Below are 18,691 nucleotides of genomic sequence, written 5' to 3'. Positions count from 1 at the left end.
GGCGGGGTATTGATTTGCGGATGACGTAAAAATCTGCGTGCTATCCGGCCGCGACGCCGGCAGCTGCGCGATTGGCCAGCACCAGCCCGACCTCGCCGACAACCTGCTCGACGCGCTTCAGGATGGGTTCGGCCCGCAGCACGCCGTCGGAAAAGTCCTTGTCCGTGGCATAGACCCCTGTCGGCAGCGTCAGCGCCTCGAAGAAGCCGAACAACGGCCGCAGCTGGTGCTCGACGATCAACGCGTGGCGATCGTTGCCGCCGGTGGCAAGCAGCACCATCGGCTTGCCGCGCAAGGAAGCGGGATCGAACAGATCGAAGAAGTGCTTGAACAGGCCGGTGTAGCTGCCCTTGTAGGTCGGCGACCCCACCACCAGCACATCGGCATTGACGACGCTGTCGAAGATTGCCCGCGCCTGACCGTCGAGATCGCGCGCCCATTTGGCAGCGCCAAGTGAGGGGCCGAGGTCTTCGATGTCGTAGGTACTCGCCGACAATCCATGCTGGCGCGCAATGTCCCTGACGACCTGGTCGACGAAGCCGCGCGTCTTGGACGGCCGGGTGAAATTGCCGGAAAACCCGACGACGGTTGGATTGGGCATATTCTGGCACCTCTTGCGCGGCGGGCAGGCCCGCTTCATACCGCATGTTTACAGGCTTGCGCCTGCCGCAAGAAGCAAATGACTGACCTTGCAGCACCATAGTGAGGAATTTTTTTCCGTTGCCCGCTCGTCTCAGGCCGCGAGAAGCGGGCCATAGGATTCCAGGTAGAAGCCGGGCGACCTTGCGCAGGTCCGCACCGCCTCCCTGGCGGCAACCGTTTCCTGCCACCGCAGCAGGCGCTCGCATTCGGTCGGCATGACGAAGCCCAGATATTTCTCAAGCACGCACAGCTGTTCGAACCAGGGATAGAAGGCGATGTCGGCGGCGCTGAATTCCGAGCCCAGCAAAAACCGTTCGTCCGCCCCTCGCAGGGCGAAGGCATGCTGTTCCACAAAGCGCAGATCGTCGGCAAGCTGGGCCTTGATCCGCTCATGAACCATAGCGTCGGAACTGTGCATCATGGTTGCCGTCCTGGCGTAAAGCTGCGTGTCGGCGAAGCTGATCCAGATGCGCGCCTCAGCGCGGGCATGAGCATCCCTGGGGAAAATCGGCCGTTCGGGGAATGCATCATCGAGATATTCGCAGATGATCGCCGACTCCCTGACATATTGCCCCTGATGGCGCAGCAGCGGCACCTTTCCCGTCGGCGTGAGTTTCAGGAACCACGCCGGCTTGTTGCGCAGATCGATTTCGATTTCCGTCGCCTGCAGGCCTTTCTCGGCAAGGGCGAGCCTGACACGGTGCGCATAGGGACAAAGCTGCGCGACAAAAAGCTCGATTGGCGGCATGAATAACTCCTGAGTTTCGTTATCGCCGACAAGCGGCCTGTCGGGGCATAGCTAGGTCCAGTAAGGCCGGCGCGCTATTCGACAGCGTCTGGATTGATTTATCGATCGTCTGTTTCTGGAGCGAAGCGTGGATCTCCTGGCTACCCTCATGCGCGAATTGCACTTCGCAGCCGCCGGGTACCGGCGCCTCGAACTGGCCGCGCCCTGGGCGATCTCGTTCAGCCAGGCTGGACTTCGCGGCATTCACGTCGTCATCAAGGGGCGATGCGAGGCGGTGTTCGGTGAGGAAGATGTCGAGCCTCTCGATGCCGGCGACCTGATCATTGCACCGCGCGCCGATCCGCATGTGCTGCGGTCGCCCGGCGCGCTCAAAAGCGCGAACGTCCCCGCCGCCGAACTGGCGACCCAAACCGCAGCCGGGCGTATTCGCAGCGGCGGCGAAGGCGAAAAGACCGTCATCCTGTGCGGCGCCTTCGCCTTTCGCGACGCCGACCATCCGGCACTTGCCGGCCTGCCGCGCATCGTTCACATCCGGGGATCGAATGGCCGTCTGCCCAAATGGCTGCGTGGCTATGTCGAGGCCTTGCTGGTGGAAGCGACCGACGAAGGTCCCGGCAGCGACGTAGTAATGGCTCGCCTGTCTGGGGCCATCGTCACGCGCGCCTTGCGCTCCGGTCTGGAAAGCATGGACAATCCAGGTTGGCTGAGGGGATTGCAGGACCCCGCGATCGCCAGAGCGCTCGCGACCCTGCATGAAGCCTATGGCCACGGCTGGACGATCGAGACCCTGGCACGCGCGGTCGGGCTCTCCAGGGCAACCTTTGCCGCCCGCTTTCGCGATCTCGTCGGCGAAGCGCCCATGGCCTATCTCTTCGGCTGCCGCATGCGGCAGGCTAGCCGGCTGCTGCACGAGGGCAAGAGCCTGGGCCAAGTCGCCGAGGCGGTCGGCTACAGCTCGGAAGCCGCCTTCTCCACCGCCTTCAGGCGCCACGCCGGCGTCTCGCCCGGCCAATTCAGGAAACGGAAGGATCTGTAAGGCAGAGCGATATTGGCGGCGGCCGCGCCTCGCGCTAGGGCTTTGCCAGCACTATGTCTGATCATATCCCGACGCGGTTCGCCGCCGCTTTGCCCAGGAGATGCTTCGTGCCCAAAGGTTCTGACCTGCTTGTTGCCGCCCTCGAGAATGAGGGCGTCGATCGCATCTTCGGCATTCCCGGCGAAGAAAACCTGGACGTCGTCGAATCCATCCGCAAATCCTCGATCCAGCTCATCCTCACCCGTCATGAGCAGGCGGCGGCGTTCATGGCCGCCACCCATGGCAGGCTCACCGGCAAGCCAGGTGTGTGCATCACCACGCTGGGACCCGGCGCCCTGAACCTGACGACGGGTGCCGCCTATGCGCTGCTCGGCGCCATGCCGATGATCATGATCACCGGGCAGAAGGGCATCCGGTCGTCGCGCCAGGCCCGCTTCCAGATCGTCGACATCGTCGCCGCGATGAAGCCGCTGACCAAGCTGTCACGCCAGATCATCTCGGCGAAGACCATTCCCGCCGTGGTGCGCGAAGCGTTTCGGATTGCCGAGGAGGAGCGTCCGGGGCCGGTGCATCTGGAACTGCCCGAAGACATCGCGGCCGAGGAGTGCGACGATGTCGCGCTGATCCCGCCGCATCCGGTCGAGCTTCCGCTGGCCAGCCCGCTGGCGCTCGACCGTGCCGCTGAGATGATCATCAAGGCGAAACGTCCGCTGGCGATGCTGGGCGCCGCCGCATCGCGGCCGCGCTCGACCTCCGACCTCGCCCAGTTCGTGATCAGGACCGGCATCCCCTATTTCACCACGCAGATGGGCAAGGGCACGGTGCCCGGCGGCACCGAACTCTACATGGGCACCGCCGCGCTCTCCGAGCGCGACTATGTGCATGAGGCCATCGAACAGGCCGACCTCATCATCACTATCGGCCACGACACGATCGAGAAGCCGCCCTTCATTATGGGCGACAAGGGACCGAAGGTGATCCATGTCGGCTACCAGCCGGCCAATGTCGAGCAGGTCTATTTCCCGCAGACCGAAGTGGTCGGCGACATCGGCGCTTCGCTCAGGCTGCTTGCCGACCGGATCGAGGGCAAGATCCCCAACGCGCAGGCGCTACTGCCGCTGCGCGAAGGGATTTTGAGCCGCATTGCCGCCCGCGCCACCGAAGACCGTTTCACGCCGCAGCGTCTGGTGCATGACGTGCGCGCGGTGATGCCGGCCGACGGCATCCTGGCGCTCGACAACGGCATGTACAAGATCTGGTTCGCGCGCAATTACCGCACGCGCGTCGCCAACACTTTGCTGCTCGACAACGCCCTGGCCACGATGGGCGCCGGCCTGCCGTCGGCGATGACGGCCGCGATGCTCTATCCCGCACGCCGCGTCATGGCGATCTGCGGCGATGGCGGCTTCATGATGAACAGCCAGGAACTGGAAACCGCCGTCAGGCTGAAACTTAACCTCGTCGTGCTGATCATCGAGGACAATGCTTTCGGCATGATCCGCTGGAAGCAGGCGGTCGACCAGTTCCCCGATTTCGGCATGACCTTCGGCAATCCCGATTTCGTCAGATATGCCGAGGCCTATGGCGCCAAGGGAACCAGGGTCGGCGCCGTCTCAGAAATACAATCGACGCTTGAACAGGCTTTCGCCGGCGGTGGCGTCCATCTCGTCGTCGTTCCGATCGACTATTCGGAGAACGAGCGCGTGCTGGTCGAGGAACTGCGCCACCGGTTGCCGGCGCCACCGGAGGCCTGACGGTGGAGTAGATACCGCCGCAGCAGCGCTCAGGCGGCCCGGACCTTGGCGCTCCCACGCGCCCAGGCCGGCAGCCAGTCGCCATGTGTCGCCAGCAACTCATCGACCAGCGCCCAGATCTGGTCGAGATCGAGTTCGGCGGCCGTATGCGGATCCATCATCGCCGCGTGGTAGATGTGCTCGCGGTTTTCGGTCATCAGCGCCTGCACCGTCAATTCCTGCACATTGATGTTGGTGCGTATCAACGCGGTGAGTTGCGGCGGCAGCTCGCCAATATAGGTCGGCTGGATGCCGGAGCCGTCGACCAGGCACGGCACCTCGGCGGCGCAATTGTCCGGCAGCGAGGTGATGCAGCCATTGTTGCGGACATTGCCGTAGATCACCGAAGGCTCCCCGGTCCACACCGAGTTCATGATCGAGGACGCGTATTCCTTCGATTGCTCGACCTCGATGCGGTCGGCCGAGCGATAGGCCTCGGCCTGGCCCTTCCAGCGCTCGATCTGTTCGATGCAGCGCTTGGGATATTCGTCGAGCGGAATGCCGAACTTGTCGATCAGGTCGGGGCGGCCTTCCTTGATGAAATAGGGCGTGTATTCGGCGAAATGCTCGGAGCTTTCGGTGACGAAATAGCCGAGCCGCGTGAGCATCTCGTAGCGCACCTTGTTGGGGCAGCGCGGGTTCCAGCCCGGCTTCGGCGCCCTGCCTTCGCGATAGGCGCGGACCAGGTCCGGATAGAGGTTGCGGTAAGAGCCATCCGGCTGCCGGTGCTCGAACTTCAGGTAGAAGGCCATGTGGTTGATGCCGGCCGAGCGGTAGCGTATCTCGTCGTAGGGAATGTCGAGATCGTGCGCCAGTTCCATCGCCGTGCCCTGCACCGAGTGGCAGAGGCCTACCTGTTTGATCTCAGGGTATTTCTCTGAGATCGCCCAGGTGTTGATCGCCATCGGGTTGACGTATTGCAGCATGATCGCGTCGGGGCAGACGGCCAGCATGTCCTCGCAGATCTTCCACAGATGCGGCACGGTCCGGAGGCCGCGCATGATGCCGCCGACGCCGAGCGTGTCGGCAATGGTCTGGCGCAGGCCGTATTTCTTCGGCACCTCGAAATCGGTGACGGTGCAGGGCTCAAAGCCGCCGATCTGGAAGGCGACGACCACGAAGTCGGCACCGGCGAGCGCCTTGCGCTGGTCGGAATAGGTCTCGGCCTTCGCCTTCACGCCCAGCGTCGCGATCAGCTTGTTGACGACGATGGCGCTCTCTTCCAGCCGCTGCGGATTGATGTCCATCAGCGCGATCGTCGCGCCTGACAGCGATGGGCGCTGCAGCACGTCGCCGACAATGTTCTTCATGAACACGGTCGAACCCGCGCCAATGAAGGTGATCCTGGGATGTCTTGCCACTATTAAACCTCCGGCACTTTGCTACGCCACGTCGAAGGCGGCCCTGACGAGCCGTTCGGTGTAGGCGGTCTTGGGATGGGTGAGGACCTCGTCGACAGTCCCCTGTTCGACGATCTTGCCGTTCTGCATGACGATGACACGGTGGCAGAGCGCGCGCACGACCTTGAGGTCGTGCGAAATGAAGAGATAGCTAAGGCCGCGTTCGTCCTGCAGCTTGCGCAACAGGTCGATGATCTGCGCCTGCACCGAAAGGTCGAGCGCCGATGTCGGTTCGTCGAGCAGGATGAATTCGGGCTCCAGCGCGATGGCTCGGGCAATGGCGATGCGTTGCCGCTGGCCGCCGGAAAATTCGTGCGGGAACCGCGACAGGATATCGCCGGGCATGCCGGCGCTGACCAGGGCGTCGCGCACCCGACCGACCCTCTCGCGCCGTGTCGCGCCGATCCTGTTGACGACCAGCCCTTCCTCGATGATCTGGCCGATCGTCATACGCGGGTTAAGCGACGAGAACGGATCCTGAAAAACGACCTGCATGCGCGAGCGCAGCGGCCGCATCCCGGCGCGCGACAGGCCGTGGATCGGCTGGCCGTCGAAGCTGACCTCGCCGCGCTTGGCCTCGGTGAGCTTGAGCAAGGCGAGACCGAACGTGGTCTTGCCGGAGCCGGATTCGCCGACCAGCCCCAGTGTCTCGTGGCGGCAAAGCTTCAGGCCGAGATCGTCGACGGCGACCAGCTCGCGCCAGTCCGGCTTCAGGAAGCTGCCATGGCGCAGCATGAAGCAGACGCGCATATTGCGGGCCTCGAGGATGGTGCCGCTGTTTTCCGGCAGCGGCTGCGGCTTGCCGTGCGGCTCTGAAGCGAGCAGCCGCTTGGTATAGGCATGCTGCGGGTCGGCGAACAGCCGCTCGGTAACGTTGTGCTCGCACATCTCGCCATGCTGCATGACATAGACATAGTCCGAGAATTTCCGCACCACGGTGAGGTCGTGGGTGATCAGGATGACCGCCATCCTGAGTTCTTTTTGCAGATTGCGGATCAAATTGAGGATCTGCGCCTGGACCGTGACGTCGAGCGCTGTCGTCGGCTCGTCGGCGATCAGCACATCGGGGTCGTTGGCGAGCGCCATGGCGATCATCACGCGCTGGCGCTGCCCGCCCGACATCTGGTGCGGATACTGCTTGATGCGCGCTTCCGGCTCGGGGATCTGGACATGCCGCAAAAGCTCGAGCGCCCGCGCCCAGGCTTGCTTGCGGCTGACCTTTCGATGCACTCTGATCGCCTCGACGATCTGACTGCCGACCGTATAGATCGGGTTGAGCGAGCTCATCGGCTCCTGGAAGATCATCGAGATGCGATTGCCGCGCAACTTGCGCCGGGCGCTCTCGGGGAATTTCAGTATGTCCTGCCCGCAATAGTCGATGGTGGATTTCGGCGACACGGTGGCCCGCTTTGACAAGAGCCCCATGACGGCGCGCGCCGTCACCGACTTGCCGGAACCGGACTCGCCGACGATGGCGATCGTCTCCCCGCGATAGAGCTGGAACGAGACATCCTTCACCGCGTCGACGACGCCGTGCTCGACCTTGAAGGCGACCTCGATGTTGCGGGCATCGATGATGGGTTGGTCGTGGCGGCCGGCATGGTCGAGCCGGACGGCTGGTGCGAAGGTGGCTGCGAGCGCTACGGTCATCCCGGCCACCTCAATAGGGATCGACGGCATCGCGCAGGCCGTCGCCCAGCGCGTTGAAGGCAAAGACGGTGATCAGCACGAAGCCGACCGGCGACAGGATCCACGGATAGGTGCCGATGACCGAATAGGTAGCCGTGTCCTGCAGCATCAGCCCCCATGAGATCAGCGGCGGTTTCACGGCGAAGCCGAGGAAGCCGAGAAAGGCTTCGAGCAGTACCACCGTCGGGATCGCGATCGTCACGGCGACGATGACGTGGCTCATCACATTGGGGAAAATGTGCTGCATGATGATACGCATGTCGGTGGCGCCAACCGCCATGGCAGCTCGCACATAGTCGATCCGCGCCAGCGCCAGCGTCTTGCCGCGCACCTCGCGCGACATCTGCGCCCAGCCCAGCGCCGACATGACGATGATGACGAAGGCGAGGAAGACGTTGGTCGGCGCGGTCACCGGGATCAGCGTCGTCAGCGCAAGATAGAGCGGCAATTGCGGGAAGGCGAGCACCAGCTCGACAAAGCGCTGCATCCAGACGTCGAAGCGGCCGCCGAAATAGCCCGAGACCATGCCGACTGTGGTGCCGATGACGGTGATGATGAACACCACCGTCAGCGCGATCATCAGCGAGACGCGCGAGCCCTGGATGGCGCGCGACAACACATCGCGGCCGAATTTGTCGGTGCCGAGAAAATGCACCGGCTGGCCGTCGGCCGAAGCGAAGAAATGCCGGTTGGCGGGGATCAGGCCAAGCAGCCGGTAGTCGGCGCCCTTGACGAAGAAGCCGAGCAGGCGCGGATGCTCGTAATCCGGCCCGACGACCGGCTGGAAGGTGACCGGGTCGAGGTCTGCAGAATCCGCCAGCGCATAGACCCGCGGCTGGAGCACGAAATTCCCGTCTCTGTCGTGAAAACTCATCACTTGCGGCGGGGCGAAAGCGACATCGGTCACCTTGGGGTCCATCGGCGCGAAGAAATCGGCAAACAGCGCCATCAGCACCAGAAGCACGACAAGGATCAGCCCGGCCATGCCGGTCCAGGAGCGCCTCAGCCGGCGCCAGACCAGCGCCATATAGCTCTCATTGCCGCGTGGGGTCGCAATCGCGGTTGCTTCAGCCGGGGGCGGCGGCGGGGATGGGTCACGCGCCAGCATCTAGCTCTCCCTGAACTGGCGTACGCGCGGATCGAGCAGCGCGAGCAGCATGTCGGCGATGATGTTGCCGACGATCAGCGTTGCCGACAGCACCATCATGAAGGTCGCCGTGACATAAACGTCGCCGACCGCCATCGAGCCGACGATGGCGGGCCCGACCGTCGGCAGCGCAAAGATGATCGCCGTCTCGATCTCGCCGGTCAGCATGTAGGGCAGCACCACGCCCTGATACATGATGAGCGGGTGCAGTGCGTTGGGCACGGCATGGCGCATGACGACGGCGCTGCCGGTCAGGCCCTTGGCCTTGGCCGTCTCGACATATTGCGCGTTCAGCGTATCGAGCAGATTGCCGCGCATGACGCGCATATTGTAGGCGAGCCCGCCGAAGGTGGCGATCGCCACCACCGGCCAGACATGCTTGACGAGGTCGGCGAATTTCGCCCACGACCACGGCGCGCCGCCATATTGCGGCGAGAAGAAGCTGCCGATCTCCGACACGTTGAACTGGAAGACCAGGAGATAGACGATGATCAGCGCCATCAGGAAGCGCGGCACCGTCATGCCGAGGAAGGAGATGGCCGACAGCACCGAGTCGATCCATGTGTATTGCCTGGTCGCCGCCCAGATGCCGAAGGTGATGCCGAGCACCGACGCCAGCAGAGGGCAGACCAATGCCAGCAGCAGCGTGCGCGGCAGCCGCTCGCCGACCACTGCGGCGACCGGCTTGTTGTAATAGAGGCTGTAGCCGAAATCGCCGCGGGTGATGATGCCGGCGACCCAGTTCAGGTACTGGACGGGCAGCGGTTTATCGAGGCCGTGCTCGACCCGATAGGCCTGCGCCTGCGCGTCGGCTTCGGCAAAAGACGCCCCGCCCTGGTTGATGAGCTGCGAACGGATATAGTCGGCATAGTCGCCCGGCGGCGCCTGGATGATGGCAAAGGTGACCAGGCTCAGGATGACCATGACCGGCACCGCCGATGCTATGCGCATGGCCAGGAATCGCAGCATCGGACCGTTTCTCCTCCTTGGATCTAATCTGTTGCCGCTGACCTTACTCCGTCCCGGCCGCGCGCGCAGCGCGGCCGGGCGTCAGCCAGGGGAGGAAACTCAGTTCGTCGGACCCTTGTCGCCGGGCTTGCCGGGAAGCTGGTCGGGAAAGAGTTCGTATTTCTGCTGCTTGTCGGCGGCGACGAAGACGCGTTCGCGCACGATCGAATCCTCGGCCCAGTTGAACATGAAGATCGGCGTTCCCTGCGGGATGTTGGAGAAGCGCTTGTTGATGATCAGGGCGCCGGGATATTCGGTCAGTCCAATATTGTAGACATGCTCCGTCGAGATCTTCTGGAACGTCTTCATCAGGCTGGCGCGCTCGTCATTGTCTGACGAGGAGACGAACTTGTTGACGATGTCGACAAGCTCCTTTTCGAACGGCATCAGGTCGACCACGCCGCTTTCGGGCGCGCGGTGATCCCAGCTGGTCTTGGGTCCGACGGGCGCGAGTTGCACGGTATTCTGCACGACGGAAGTCAGCTCCTGCTCGTTGCGCCTGATCAGCCAGTCGAAGCGGCCGGAATATTGCGAGGCATCACGCTGGGTGCCGTTGAGGCCGTTGAGCACGACCCTGATGCCAAGCTTTTCCATCTGGCCGACGACGCCTTCGGCGAGGCTCTTGTCGGTGCCGTAGTCATTGTTGACCAGCATCACGATCTCGACATTCTTGCCGCCGGCGGTCCCGGCCGGGAAGTTCACGAAGCCGTCGCCATCCGTATCCTTGAGACCAGCCTTGGCCAGTTCCGCCTTGGCGCCCTCGATGTCGAAGGGATAGTAGACGGTCGAGTTGCGGTCATAGAAGCTGGTGCCCGAGGAAAAGCCACCGGGGTAGATGGCGGTGAACGGCCCCTTGACCAGCGAGTCGCCGAGCGCCTTGCGGTCGAGCGCCATGGTGATGCCCTTGCGGAAGTCCTCATTGCGGTTGAGCTCGCGGATCGCCTGGCCGCGTTCGTCGGGATTGCCCCAGCCATTGGCGGAAAAGTTCATGCGCAGATTGTAGCCGATCAGGCGCGGGCCAAAGGCGAGCCGGGCCGGCGCGTCCTTGTCCGCCGCTCGCTTCAGCGAAGCGACGAAATTCTCCGGCTGCTCGAGGTTGGAGAAGTCGGCGGCCCCTGCCACCGCCTGCACGTCGCGGTCGGCCCAGGTCGACAGCTTGTAGTGCAGTTCGTTGAGATAGGGCAGCTGGTTGCCCTTCTCGTCGACCTTCCAGTAGTAGGGATTGCGACGCAAGACGATGATGTCGTCGGGCCTATATTCCACCGGCACCCAGGCGCCCATCACCGGAATGTTCATATATTCCGGCGGGAACGCGTTCTTGAACTGCTCGTAGGTATTCTTCGAGTACTTCGGATGCTGCGGCTTGAGGACATGCGCCGGGCCGGGGCAGAAGGTGCCATAGGCCATGGCGTAGAGATACTGTTTGGGGAAGGCGTCCTTGAAGGTCCACTCGACGGTGTAGTCGTCGACCTTCTTCAGCGTCGTGCCGACACCGAAGGTTTCCGCTGTGGCGCCGTTCAACGGCGAGACATTGGGGTCGACGACCTCATCGTCCCAGTAGAACATGACATCGTCGGCATTGAAGGCAACGCCGTCAGACCATTTGGCGCCTTCGACCAGGTGCATGGTCAGCGTGTGGCCATCCTTCGACCAGTCCCAGCTCCTGGCGAGGTTGGGCAGCGGCTCGGTGTCCTTGGCCTCGACCTGGAACAAAGGCGCGGTGCGCGTCAGGCATTCCGAAAGGCCGATGTCGATGCCGCCCCATCCTTGGGTCTGCCCGGCGCCATAATTCCAGCCTTCCGGCCGGCCGCCAATGACGTGGCGCATGGTGTCGCCATAAACGCCGATGCCGTCCGGCATGTTGCCGGTCTTGAACACCAGCGGCTCCTTCGGCAGGCGATCCTTGACCGGCGGCAGCTTGCCAGTCTTGACGTATTTCTCGGTGACCCACTCGGGCTCGTGATATTCGGGCAGCGCCTTGAACTCCAGGATGGAATCGCGGGCGACGTATTTGATCTTGCCCTCGGCGGGAAACGCCGCCGGCGCCGGCGGCGTGGTCGGCTCGGACGCGTATGCACTGCCAAGCGCCGATGCCGAGACGCTCAGCGCCAGCCCGGCGAGAATGCCAATTCTTCGCCCGGCGAGAATGCCAATTCTTCGACCGGCGAGAATGCCAATTCCACGAAAGTTCCTCATTGTGTTCCTCCCAGATGTTTCGACGTCTGCTGCTGCCGCATCTATTCATGACGGCTGATTGGCGAACCGGCCTCCCGCTGTCCGCCTGCCAGCATTCTCAGCCGGCCTGTTTCAGGGCCGTTTTTTCGGCGCGCAGTTCCTCGATCGAGCGCACTTTGCGCCGCGCCGCACCCGCCCAGTCGCGGGTTTTCACCATCGATTTCGAAAGCCGCTCCTTGGCGGCCGGCACGGCATCGGCGTATTGCGGCAGCCAACGCGCCTGGGCGACGACCATCTCGTCGACCATCTGCCAGACCTCTTCCGGCGTCGACACCGCACCCACCAGCGGATCGTGCAGCACCGCGAGCTTGAGCAGGTCAATGTCGCCCGTAACAGCCGCATGCACCGACATGCGCTGAACGTTGATCGAAGCCATGCAGGTGGCCGCGCAGGCTTCCGGCAGCGTGATGCCTGACGCCATGTTGATGCCGAAGCGATCGACGAAACCGGGCGATTCGATGATCGCGTCCTGCGGCAGATTGGTGATGATGCCGGTGTTCTTGACGTTGAAGTGGCCGCGATAGACGCGGTTCGTCTCCAGCGCTTCGAGAATATGGCTGGCATGCTCGTTCGAGCGCTTCGATACGTCGAGCGGCTTCGACGCCGCTTCGAGGAATTGCGGATATTCCGTCTCGAACCAGTTGCGGGTTTCCGTGGAGTAGCGAAGATAGCCGCCGGTCTCGCCATGGATCCAATCGGACATGTCGATCCAGCGGGTGATTTCGTCCGGCCGCTTGCGATACCAGGGCAGATATTCGGAGAGATGACCGTTGCTTTCGGTGGAGTAGACGCCGAAGCGCTTCAGCACGTCGATGCGCAGCTTTTCCTGCTGCGAATAGACCGGATGCGCCTCGAAGGCAGCCACCAGTTCGTCCTTGCCGATCTTGCGGCCGTTGAGCCGCAAATCGATGAACCAGGTCTGGTGGTTGATACCGGAGCAGACATAATCGAGTTCGCTGTGCGACTTGGCGCCGAGCACTTCGGCGATCTGTTCGGCGCCGTGCTGGACACCGTGGCAGAGGCCGACCGTATCGACCTTGCCATATTCGATCGCCGCCCAGGTGTTCATCGCCATCGGGTTGGCATAGTTGAGGAATTTGGCGCCTGGCTCGGCGACCTCCAATATATCCTTGCAGAAGTCGAGGATGACCGGGATGTTGCGCTGGCCGTAGAGGATGCCCCCGGCGCAAATCGTGTCACCGACGCACTGGTCGATGCCGTATTTCAAGGGAATGCGGATATCGTCGGCATAGGCTTCGAGCCCGCCCACCCGGACGCAGCTGATGACGTAGCGCGCGCCTTCCAGCGCCTTGCGGCGGTCGGTCGTCGCCGTCACCCTGGTCGGCAGCTTGTTGGCCTCGACGATGCGGTCGAGGATCGCCTTGATCATTTGCAGATTGTGTTCGCTGAGATCGGTCAGCGCGAATTCGATGTCGCTGAATTCCGGGACGCACAAAATATCGGTGAACAGCTTCTTGGTGAAGCCGACGCTGCCGGCGCCGATAATAGCGATTTTGAAACTCATCACCTCACCTCGATGCATTCGAAATGCCGGGTAAGGAGCAACAGGAAAGGGAATGGCGGCTCGCCTCGGCGCGCATGCCATTCGAGCCGGAATTCCGGCTCGTTCTCCTCCCCGCCCGCTCCTCGACCGCGGGTCTTTCGCGTTCTCAGGATTTGGATTATGCCGTTATTCCAGGGCGCGGCCAGAGAACGATTATGCTTTCGAGGGTAATTTTGTGCTGCATGATCTGATCGCCAACGGACAGTTGATGCGCACCATCTCGCTGCCGCGCGGCCGCCAGCGCCTGCATGCCATGCCAACCAGCACCGGCTATGAAGTACGCGAGGGCGTGACCTATGACTGGGATGGGCGCAAGCGCGGCCAGACACCGTTCACCGTGCTGCAGCACACGATCAGCGGCACCGGCCAGCTGCGCTACGAGAACCGCAACTACCGCCTGCAGGCCAACGACACGCTGCTGGTGCTGGTGCCACACAACCATCGCTACTGGCTGGAGAAGGGCGACCGCTGGGAATATTTCTGGATCTCGATGAATGGCGAGGAGGCGCTGCGCGTCCACAAATCCATACTCAGCGTCTCCGGCCCGGTGTTTCGGCTGCAGCCGGAGACGATCGATCATCTCGCCGATTGCAGCCTGCGCCTGATCAAGGGTGGCGCTTCGCCTGGCGCTGCTTCGGCAATCGCCTATGAGGCGGCGATGGCGCTTTACGACGATGTCTTCGGCTCGCACGCCTTCACTGAGAAACAGAGCGTCATGCAGCCGGTCATCGATCATATCAACGCCAATCTCGACAAGCCCTTGCCCGTGGCCGAGCTCGTCCAGATCAGCGGCCTCAGCCGCGCCCATTTCTCGCGCTGCTTCGCCGAGAGCGAAGGCGTTCCGCCGGCCGAGTTCGTGCTGCAGCAGCGGCTGCAGCGGGCGGCGAAGCTGCTAACCAAAGCCGATTTCCTGCCAGTCAAGGAGGTCGCCATCCTGTGCGGCTTCGAGGACGCCAACTATTTCTCGAAAGTCTTCCGCCGGCTCTACGGCATCAACCCGACGCAGTTCCGCACCACCGGCATGTATGCCAGCCTGGGCAGCCTTCGATAGGATTACCCGATGCGGTTGCCGCTTGCGGGATCGAACAGATGCAGCGCCGCCGGATCGGCAGACAGCCGCACCTTATCGCCAGGCCGGATAGTGCTGCGTCCCATGACGAAGACACAAACCAGCTGGTTGGCGAGCCGGACATAGAACTGCGTCGACAGGCCGAGCGGCTCGACCACCTCGACCTCTGCCTTGAGCGGACCATCGTCGGCAAGCTGGATGTGCTCCGGCCGTAGCCCGACGGTGAGCACATCGCCATCCTTCAACGGCAAGCCATCAGGCAACCGCAGCTTCTGGCCGTCGGCCAGCACCGCGTCCACCTTGCCGCCCTTGGCGATTGTCGCCGGAAAAAAGTTCATGCCGGGCGAGCCGATGAAGCCGGCGACGAAGGTGTTGATCGGCCGATCGTAGAGTTCGAGCGGATGGCCGACCTGCTGGACGTAACCGTCATGCATGACGACGATGCGGTCGGCCATGGTCATGGCTTCGATCTGGTCGTGGGTGACATAGACCGATGTGGTCTTGAGCTGCTGGTGCAGCGCCTTGATCTCGGCGCGCATATGCACGCGCAATTTGGCGTCGAGATTGCTGAGCGGCTCGTCGAACAGAAACACTTTGGGATCGCGCACGATGGCGCGGCCCATGGCGACGCGCTGGCGCTGGCCGCCGGACAGTTGCCTGGGCAGACGTCCGAGGAAACTGTCGAGGCCGAGGCGCTTGGCCGCCGCCCCTACCCTGCCGTCGATCCTCGTCTTCTCCGCCTTCTTCAACAGCAGGCTGAAGCCCATATTCGACGACACATCCATGTGCGGATAGAGCGCGTAGGACTGGAACACCATGGCAATATCGCGGTCCTTCGGCGCGACATCGTTGACCAGCCGATCGCCGATATGGATCTCGCCGCCCGACACCTCTTCCAGCCCGGCAATCATGCGCAAAAGGGTCGACTTGCCGCAGCCGGAGGGACCGACGAGCACGACGAACTCGCCATCGGCGATTTCGAGATCGACGCCATGCAGGATGCGCAGCGAACCGTAGTCCTTCTCGACGTTTTGCAGCGTTACGGAAGCCATCGATTATCCTTTGACCGCGCCGGCGGTGAGGCCGGTGACGAGATAGCGTTGCAGGAAGGCAAAGAAGATGCAGACCGGGATAAGCGCCAGGATCGACGCCGCCATCATCTGCCCCCAGTCCACGGCGAACTTGCCGATATAGGTGAGCAGGCCGACGGCAAAGGTCTTCTGGTCGTCGCTGGAGATCAGCATCAGCGCGAACAGCAATTCGCTCCAGGCGGCGGTGAAGACGAAGCCGAGCGTGGCGCCCATGCCGGGCAAGGTCAGCGGCACGATCACCTTGCGCATCGCCTGCGCCCGCGTGCAGCCGTCGATCATCGCCGCTTCCTCCAGATCCTTCGGAATGCCGTCGAAGAAGGACTGCATCAGAAAGGTGGCGAAGGCGGTGTTGAAGGCGGTGTAGATGATGATCAGACCAACCAGGCTGTTGGTCAGGCCAAGCTCGCCCATGACGCGGTAGATCGGCGGAATGACCATCACCAGCGGGAAGGTTTGCGTCAGCAAAAGCATGATCGCCAGCGTCGCCTTGCCGCGAAAGGTGAAGCGCGACATGGCGTAGCCGGCGAGCGTGGCGATGACTGTCACCAGGGCCGCCGTCGACACCGAGACGATGACGCTGTTGAGGAAATAGCGGGGGAAGTCAGAGGCTTCCAGGACAGTGATGAAGTTGCGGAAGGTCGTCTGCGACGGCCACAGCGTGATGCCCTCGGAATAGAGCAGCCGCTCCGGCGTTACCGAAATCTTCAGCGTCCAGAAGATCGGGAACAGCGCGAAGATCATGTAGGCGGCAATCGCCGCGTAGAGGCCGATGCCGCTGAAGATGCGCGAGGAGGTGGAGCGTCCGGCAATCATCAGACGTGCCTCACCAGCAAGCGGCGGATGGCGATCAGCGCGATCGCATAGGCGATCAGCAAGATCAAGAGCAGCACCGCCACCGCGGAGGCATAGCCCTTGTCCAGCGACTTGAAGGCACTGACATAGATGTAGACCGGCACCGTGCTGGTCGAGCCTGCCGGCCCGCCCTCGGTCATGACAAAGATCAGATCGGCGAAGGTGGCGATCCAGATCGTACGCAGCATGACGGTGATGACGATGGTCGGCGCCAGGAACGGCAGCGTCACCTTGGTGAAGCGCTGCCAGGGCGAAGCGCCGTCGATTGCGGCCGCCTCATGCAGTTCCGACGGGATCGACTTCAGCGCCGCCAGCAGAGTGATGGCGAAGAACGGAATGCCGAACCAGATGTTGGCGATGATCGGCCCCCACATGGCGGTGGCCGGATCGGACAGCACATTGGTCGGCTCGGCCTTCAGCCCGAGCGTGAAGAGCCAATGCGGCAGCGGGCCGATGATCGGATTGAACAGCCACGCCCAGGTCAGGCCCGACAGGAAAGATGGCACCGCCCAGGGCAGGAACACCACCGCCTGCACGAACTTGCGCCCGACAAACGGTTTGTCGAGCAGCAACGCCAGACCCAGGCCGAGGAAGAACTGGAAGAACAGGCTGGCGACGGTCCACCACAGCGTGTTGACCAGCGCCTGCCCGAGCACCTGGTCGGTCAGCATCGCCTGATATTGGCCTAGACCGACATATTCGGATTTGAAGGCGGAGAATTTGCGGAAGGAATAGCTGATGCCGATGATCAACGGCACCAACAGCACCACGACCAGCAGAACGATCGCCGGCGAAAGATAAAGCCAGGGCTCGATTGCCGCATGCGTCAGCCGCTTCTTTCGCGGCCGGCCGGCGGATCGTATTTCGGACACGGCATAAGTCATTAGCGCTCAACAATCATGGGTGGGTGCCGACAGCGGCAACAGCACCCTTCTCCCCGTTCACGGGGAGAAGATGCCGGCAGGCAGATGAGGGGCAGCGCTAGCCTTGGGGTGCTGGTGCTGCCCCTCATCCGGGCCTGTGTGTGCATGTCGTTGTCCCAAAACCGCTACGCACTTTTGGGCGACATGCATTCGGGCCACCTTCTCCCCGTGAACGGGGGAGAAGGAAGAAGAACTACTTCTTGTTCTTGGCCAGCCAGTCCTGCTGTTCCTTGGTCAGGAACGCAGCCCACTGGTCGGCAACGTCCTTGGCCGACTTCTGGCCGAGCAGCACTTCCTGGAAATTCTTGATCGCCACCTGGTCGACGAAATTGCCGAGGTTCTCCAGATGTGTCGGCGGCGTCACCATTTCATATTTGGAAGTGTCGCTGAGCTCGGTGAACCAGCCTTTGAACTGCTCGGTCTTGAAGTGGGCATCCTGGTCGGCGCCATTGTGGATCGGCACGACGCCGACTTCCTTGGCCCATTCGAGATTGTCCTTGGGCGACAACAGCGTCGCCATCAGCTTCCAGGCATCGTCCTTGTGCTGCGAATTGGCGAACATCGCCCAGCCGGCATAGCCCAGCGTCGGATAGGATTTGCCGCTTGGCCCCACAGGCAGCGGCGCCACGGCAAAATCGTCGGCACTCATCTTGTCGGCAATGCCGATCAGCGCATCCGGATCCTGGTTGAGCATGGCGCAGGTGCCGGAATAGAAGCCGGTGACGGTCTCGTTAAAGCCCCAGCTCACCGCATCCTTGGGCGCCAGCCCGTCCTTGTACATGTCGGCCAGCATCTGCAGGCCCTTGACCGAGCCCTCCTCGTTGATGGTCGAGGTGCCGTCCTCGTTGAAGTAGCCGCCCTTGCCAGCGGCGATGTTCATGAACATGTGCATGCCGTTGAAGGCGCCCGGCCCACCACGCAGGCAATAGCCGTACTTGCCTGGAATGGCGGAGATCTTCTTGGAGTCGGCGATGAAGTCGTCGAGTGTCGCCGGCGGGCCGTCGAGACCGGCCTCCTTGAACAACTTCTTGTTCCAGAACAGCGCATTCACATAGTAGCCGTACGGGATCATGAACTGGGTGTTGTTGACGGTCGAGCCGAACTGCTTGGCGCGGTCGCCGAGCGTTTTGGCATCATCCCATTTGGCCATGTAGGGACCGAGATCCTCGAGCTGGCCGTTGGTGGCGTAGAGGCCCATCCAGCGCTCCGGCATCTCGACGATGTCGGGCGTATCGCCGGCCTGCACCATGGTGAGGAATTTCTCGAACGCCTGGCCCCAGGGCAGCGAGACCACCTCGACCTTGACGCCGGCATTGGCGGCCTCGAACTCGGCGATCTGCTTCTTCAGGAATTCGGTGCGCTGCGGGCTGGTGATGACCTCGACCAGCTTGAGGGTGGTGTCGGCCAATGCGCCGCTGGCGGACATCGCCAGGCCGGCAGCGGTGGCAAGCATGATGCTCAGTCGTTTCATGTTCAGAACTCCCATTTTGAACC

Annotated in this window: 15 protein-coding genes; 3 read left to right on the top strand and 12 right to left on the bottom strand. The window is 62.7% G+C overall.

Annotation, left to right across the window (positions count from 1 at the left end; genetic code table 11):
- Nucleotides 1-40: 40 nt before the first annotated feature.
- Nucleotides 41-601: an FMN reductase gene (msuE, locus tag X750_RS144280; RefSeq protein ID WP_023704668.1), complete on the bottom strand. Its 561-nt coding sequence runs from the start codon at nt 599-601 to the stop codon at nt 41-43.
- A 132-nt stretch (nt 602-733) separates the two neighbouring features.
- Nucleotides 734-1,390: a glutathione S-transferase family protein gene (locus X750_RS144285; RefSeq protein ID WP_023704667.1), complete on the bottom strand. Its 657-nt coding sequence runs from the start codon at nt 1,388-1,390 to the stop codon at nt 734-736.
- Nucleotides 1,391-1,517: 127 nt separating this feature from the next.
- On the opposite strand from X750_RS144285, the gene X750_RS144290 reads away from it, so the two are divergent.
- The gene (locus X750_RS144290) at nt 1,518-2,426 is read left to right on the top strand and encodes an AraC family transcriptional regulator (protein WP_196813859.1); all 909 of its coding nucleotides are present in this window, start codon (nt 1,518-1,520) and stop codon (nt 2,424-2,426) included.
- Nucleotides 2,427-2,533: 107 nt separating this feature from the next.
- Nucleotides 2,534-4,180, top strand: coding sequence for an acetolactate synthase large subunit (locus tag X750_RS144295; protein WP_023704665.1), 1,647 nt, complete (start codon nt 2,534-2,536; stop codon nt 4,178-4,180).
- A gap of 29 nt (nt 4,181-4,209) precedes the next feature.
- Here the strand turns inward: X750_RS144295 and X750_RS144300 are convergent, their stop codons facing one another.
- The 6 genes from X750_RS144300 to X750_RS144325 all read right to left on the bottom strand — a co-directional run bounded on the left by X750_RS144300 (nt 4,210) and on the right by X750_RS144325 (nt 13,223).
- Entirely contained in the window at nt 4,210-5,580 is a 1,371-nt protein-coding gene (locus tag X750_RS144300; protein WP_023704664.1) for an alpha-glucosidase/alpha-galactosidase, read from the bottom strand.
- A gap of 21 nt (nt 5,581-5,601) precedes the next feature.
- Nucleotides 5,602-7,269: an ABC transporter ATP-binding protein gene (locus tag X750_RS144305; protein WP_023704663.1), complete on the bottom strand. Its 1,668-nt coding sequence runs from the start codon at nt 7,267-7,269 to the stop codon at nt 5,602-5,604.
- 10 nt (nt 7,270-7,279) lie between these two features.
- Complete coding sequence (locus X750_RS144310) at nt 7,280-8,416, bottom strand: ABC transporter permease (RefSeq protein WP_023687914.1); 1,137 nt, start codon at nt 8,414-8,416, stop codon at nt 7,280-7,282.
- Entirely contained in the window at nt 8,417-9,424 is a 1,008-nt protein-coding gene (locus X750_RS144315; protein WP_023748106.1) for an ABC transporter permease, read from the bottom strand.
- A 99-nt stretch (nt 9,425-9,523) separates the two neighbouring features.
- On the bottom strand, nt 9,524-11,611 hold the full coding sequence (locus tag X750_RS144320; RefSeq protein ID WP_023704661.1) for an ABC transporter substrate-binding protein: 2,088 nt from the start codon (nt 11,609-11,611) through the stop codon (nt 9,524-9,526).
- Nucleotides 11,612-11,756: 145 nt separating this feature from the next.
- Entirely contained in the window at nt 11,757-13,223 is a 1,467-nt protein-coding gene (locus X750_RS144325) for an alpha-glucosidase/alpha-galactosidase (protein WP_023687911.1), read from the bottom strand.
- Between the two features lie 214 nt (nt 13,224-13,437).
- Here X750_RS144325 and X750_RS144335 point away from each other — a divergent pair, with 214 nt between their 5' ends.
- Nucleotides 13,438-14,313, top strand: coding sequence for an AraC family transcriptional regulator (locus X750_RS144335; RefSeq protein WP_023687910.1), 876 nt, complete (start codon nt 13,438-13,440; stop codon nt 14,311-14,313).
- A 2-nt stretch (nt 14,314-14,315) separates the two neighbouring features.
- Here X750_RS144335 and ugpC read toward each other — a convergent pair whose 3' ends face one another.
- The 4 genes from ugpC to X750_RS144355 all read right to left on the bottom strand — a co-directional run bounded on the left by ugpC (nt 14,316) and on the right by X750_RS144355 (nt 18,668).
- The gene (gene ugpC / locus X750_RS144340) at nt 14,316-15,383 is read right to left on the bottom strand and encodes a sn-glycerol-3-phosphate ABC transporter ATP-binding protein UgpC (protein ID WP_023741781.1); all 1,068 of its coding nucleotides are present in this window, start codon (nt 15,381-15,383) and stop codon (nt 14,316-14,318) included.
- A 3-nt stretch (nt 15,384-15,386) separates the two neighbouring features.
- Nucleotides 15,387-16,235, bottom strand: a complete 849-nt coding sequence (locus X750_RS144345) for a carbohydrate ABC transporter permease (RefSeq protein WP_023668128.1) — start codon at nt 16,233-16,235, stop codon at nt 15,387-15,389.
- On the bottom strand, nt 16,235-17,158 hold the full coding sequence (locus X750_RS144350; RefSeq protein ID WP_023748105.1) for a sugar ABC transporter permease: 924 nt from the start codon (nt 17,156-17,158) through the stop codon (nt 16,235-16,237). The genes X750_RS144345 and X750_RS144350 overlap by 1 nt, the downstream gene beginning before the upstream one ends.
- 232 nt (nt 17,159-17,390) lie before the next feature.
- Nucleotides 17,391-18,668, bottom strand: coding sequence for a sugar ABC transporter substrate-binding protein (locus X750_RS144355; protein WP_023685297.1), 1,278 nt, complete (start codon nt 18,666-18,668; stop codon nt 17,391-17,393).
- Between the last annotated feature and the right edge of the window lie 23 nt (nt 18,669-18,691).

Source organism: Mesorhizobium sp. LNJC391B00, from assembly GCF_000502535.1.
In the GTDB taxonomy this organism is placed as follows: domain Bacteria; phylum Pseudomonadota; class Alphaproteobacteria; order Rhizobiales; family Rhizobiaceae; genus Mesorhizobium.
The sequence above is the reverse complement of the archived record's forward strand: the minus strand, read 5'-3'. Positions and strand labels throughout refer to the sequence as shown.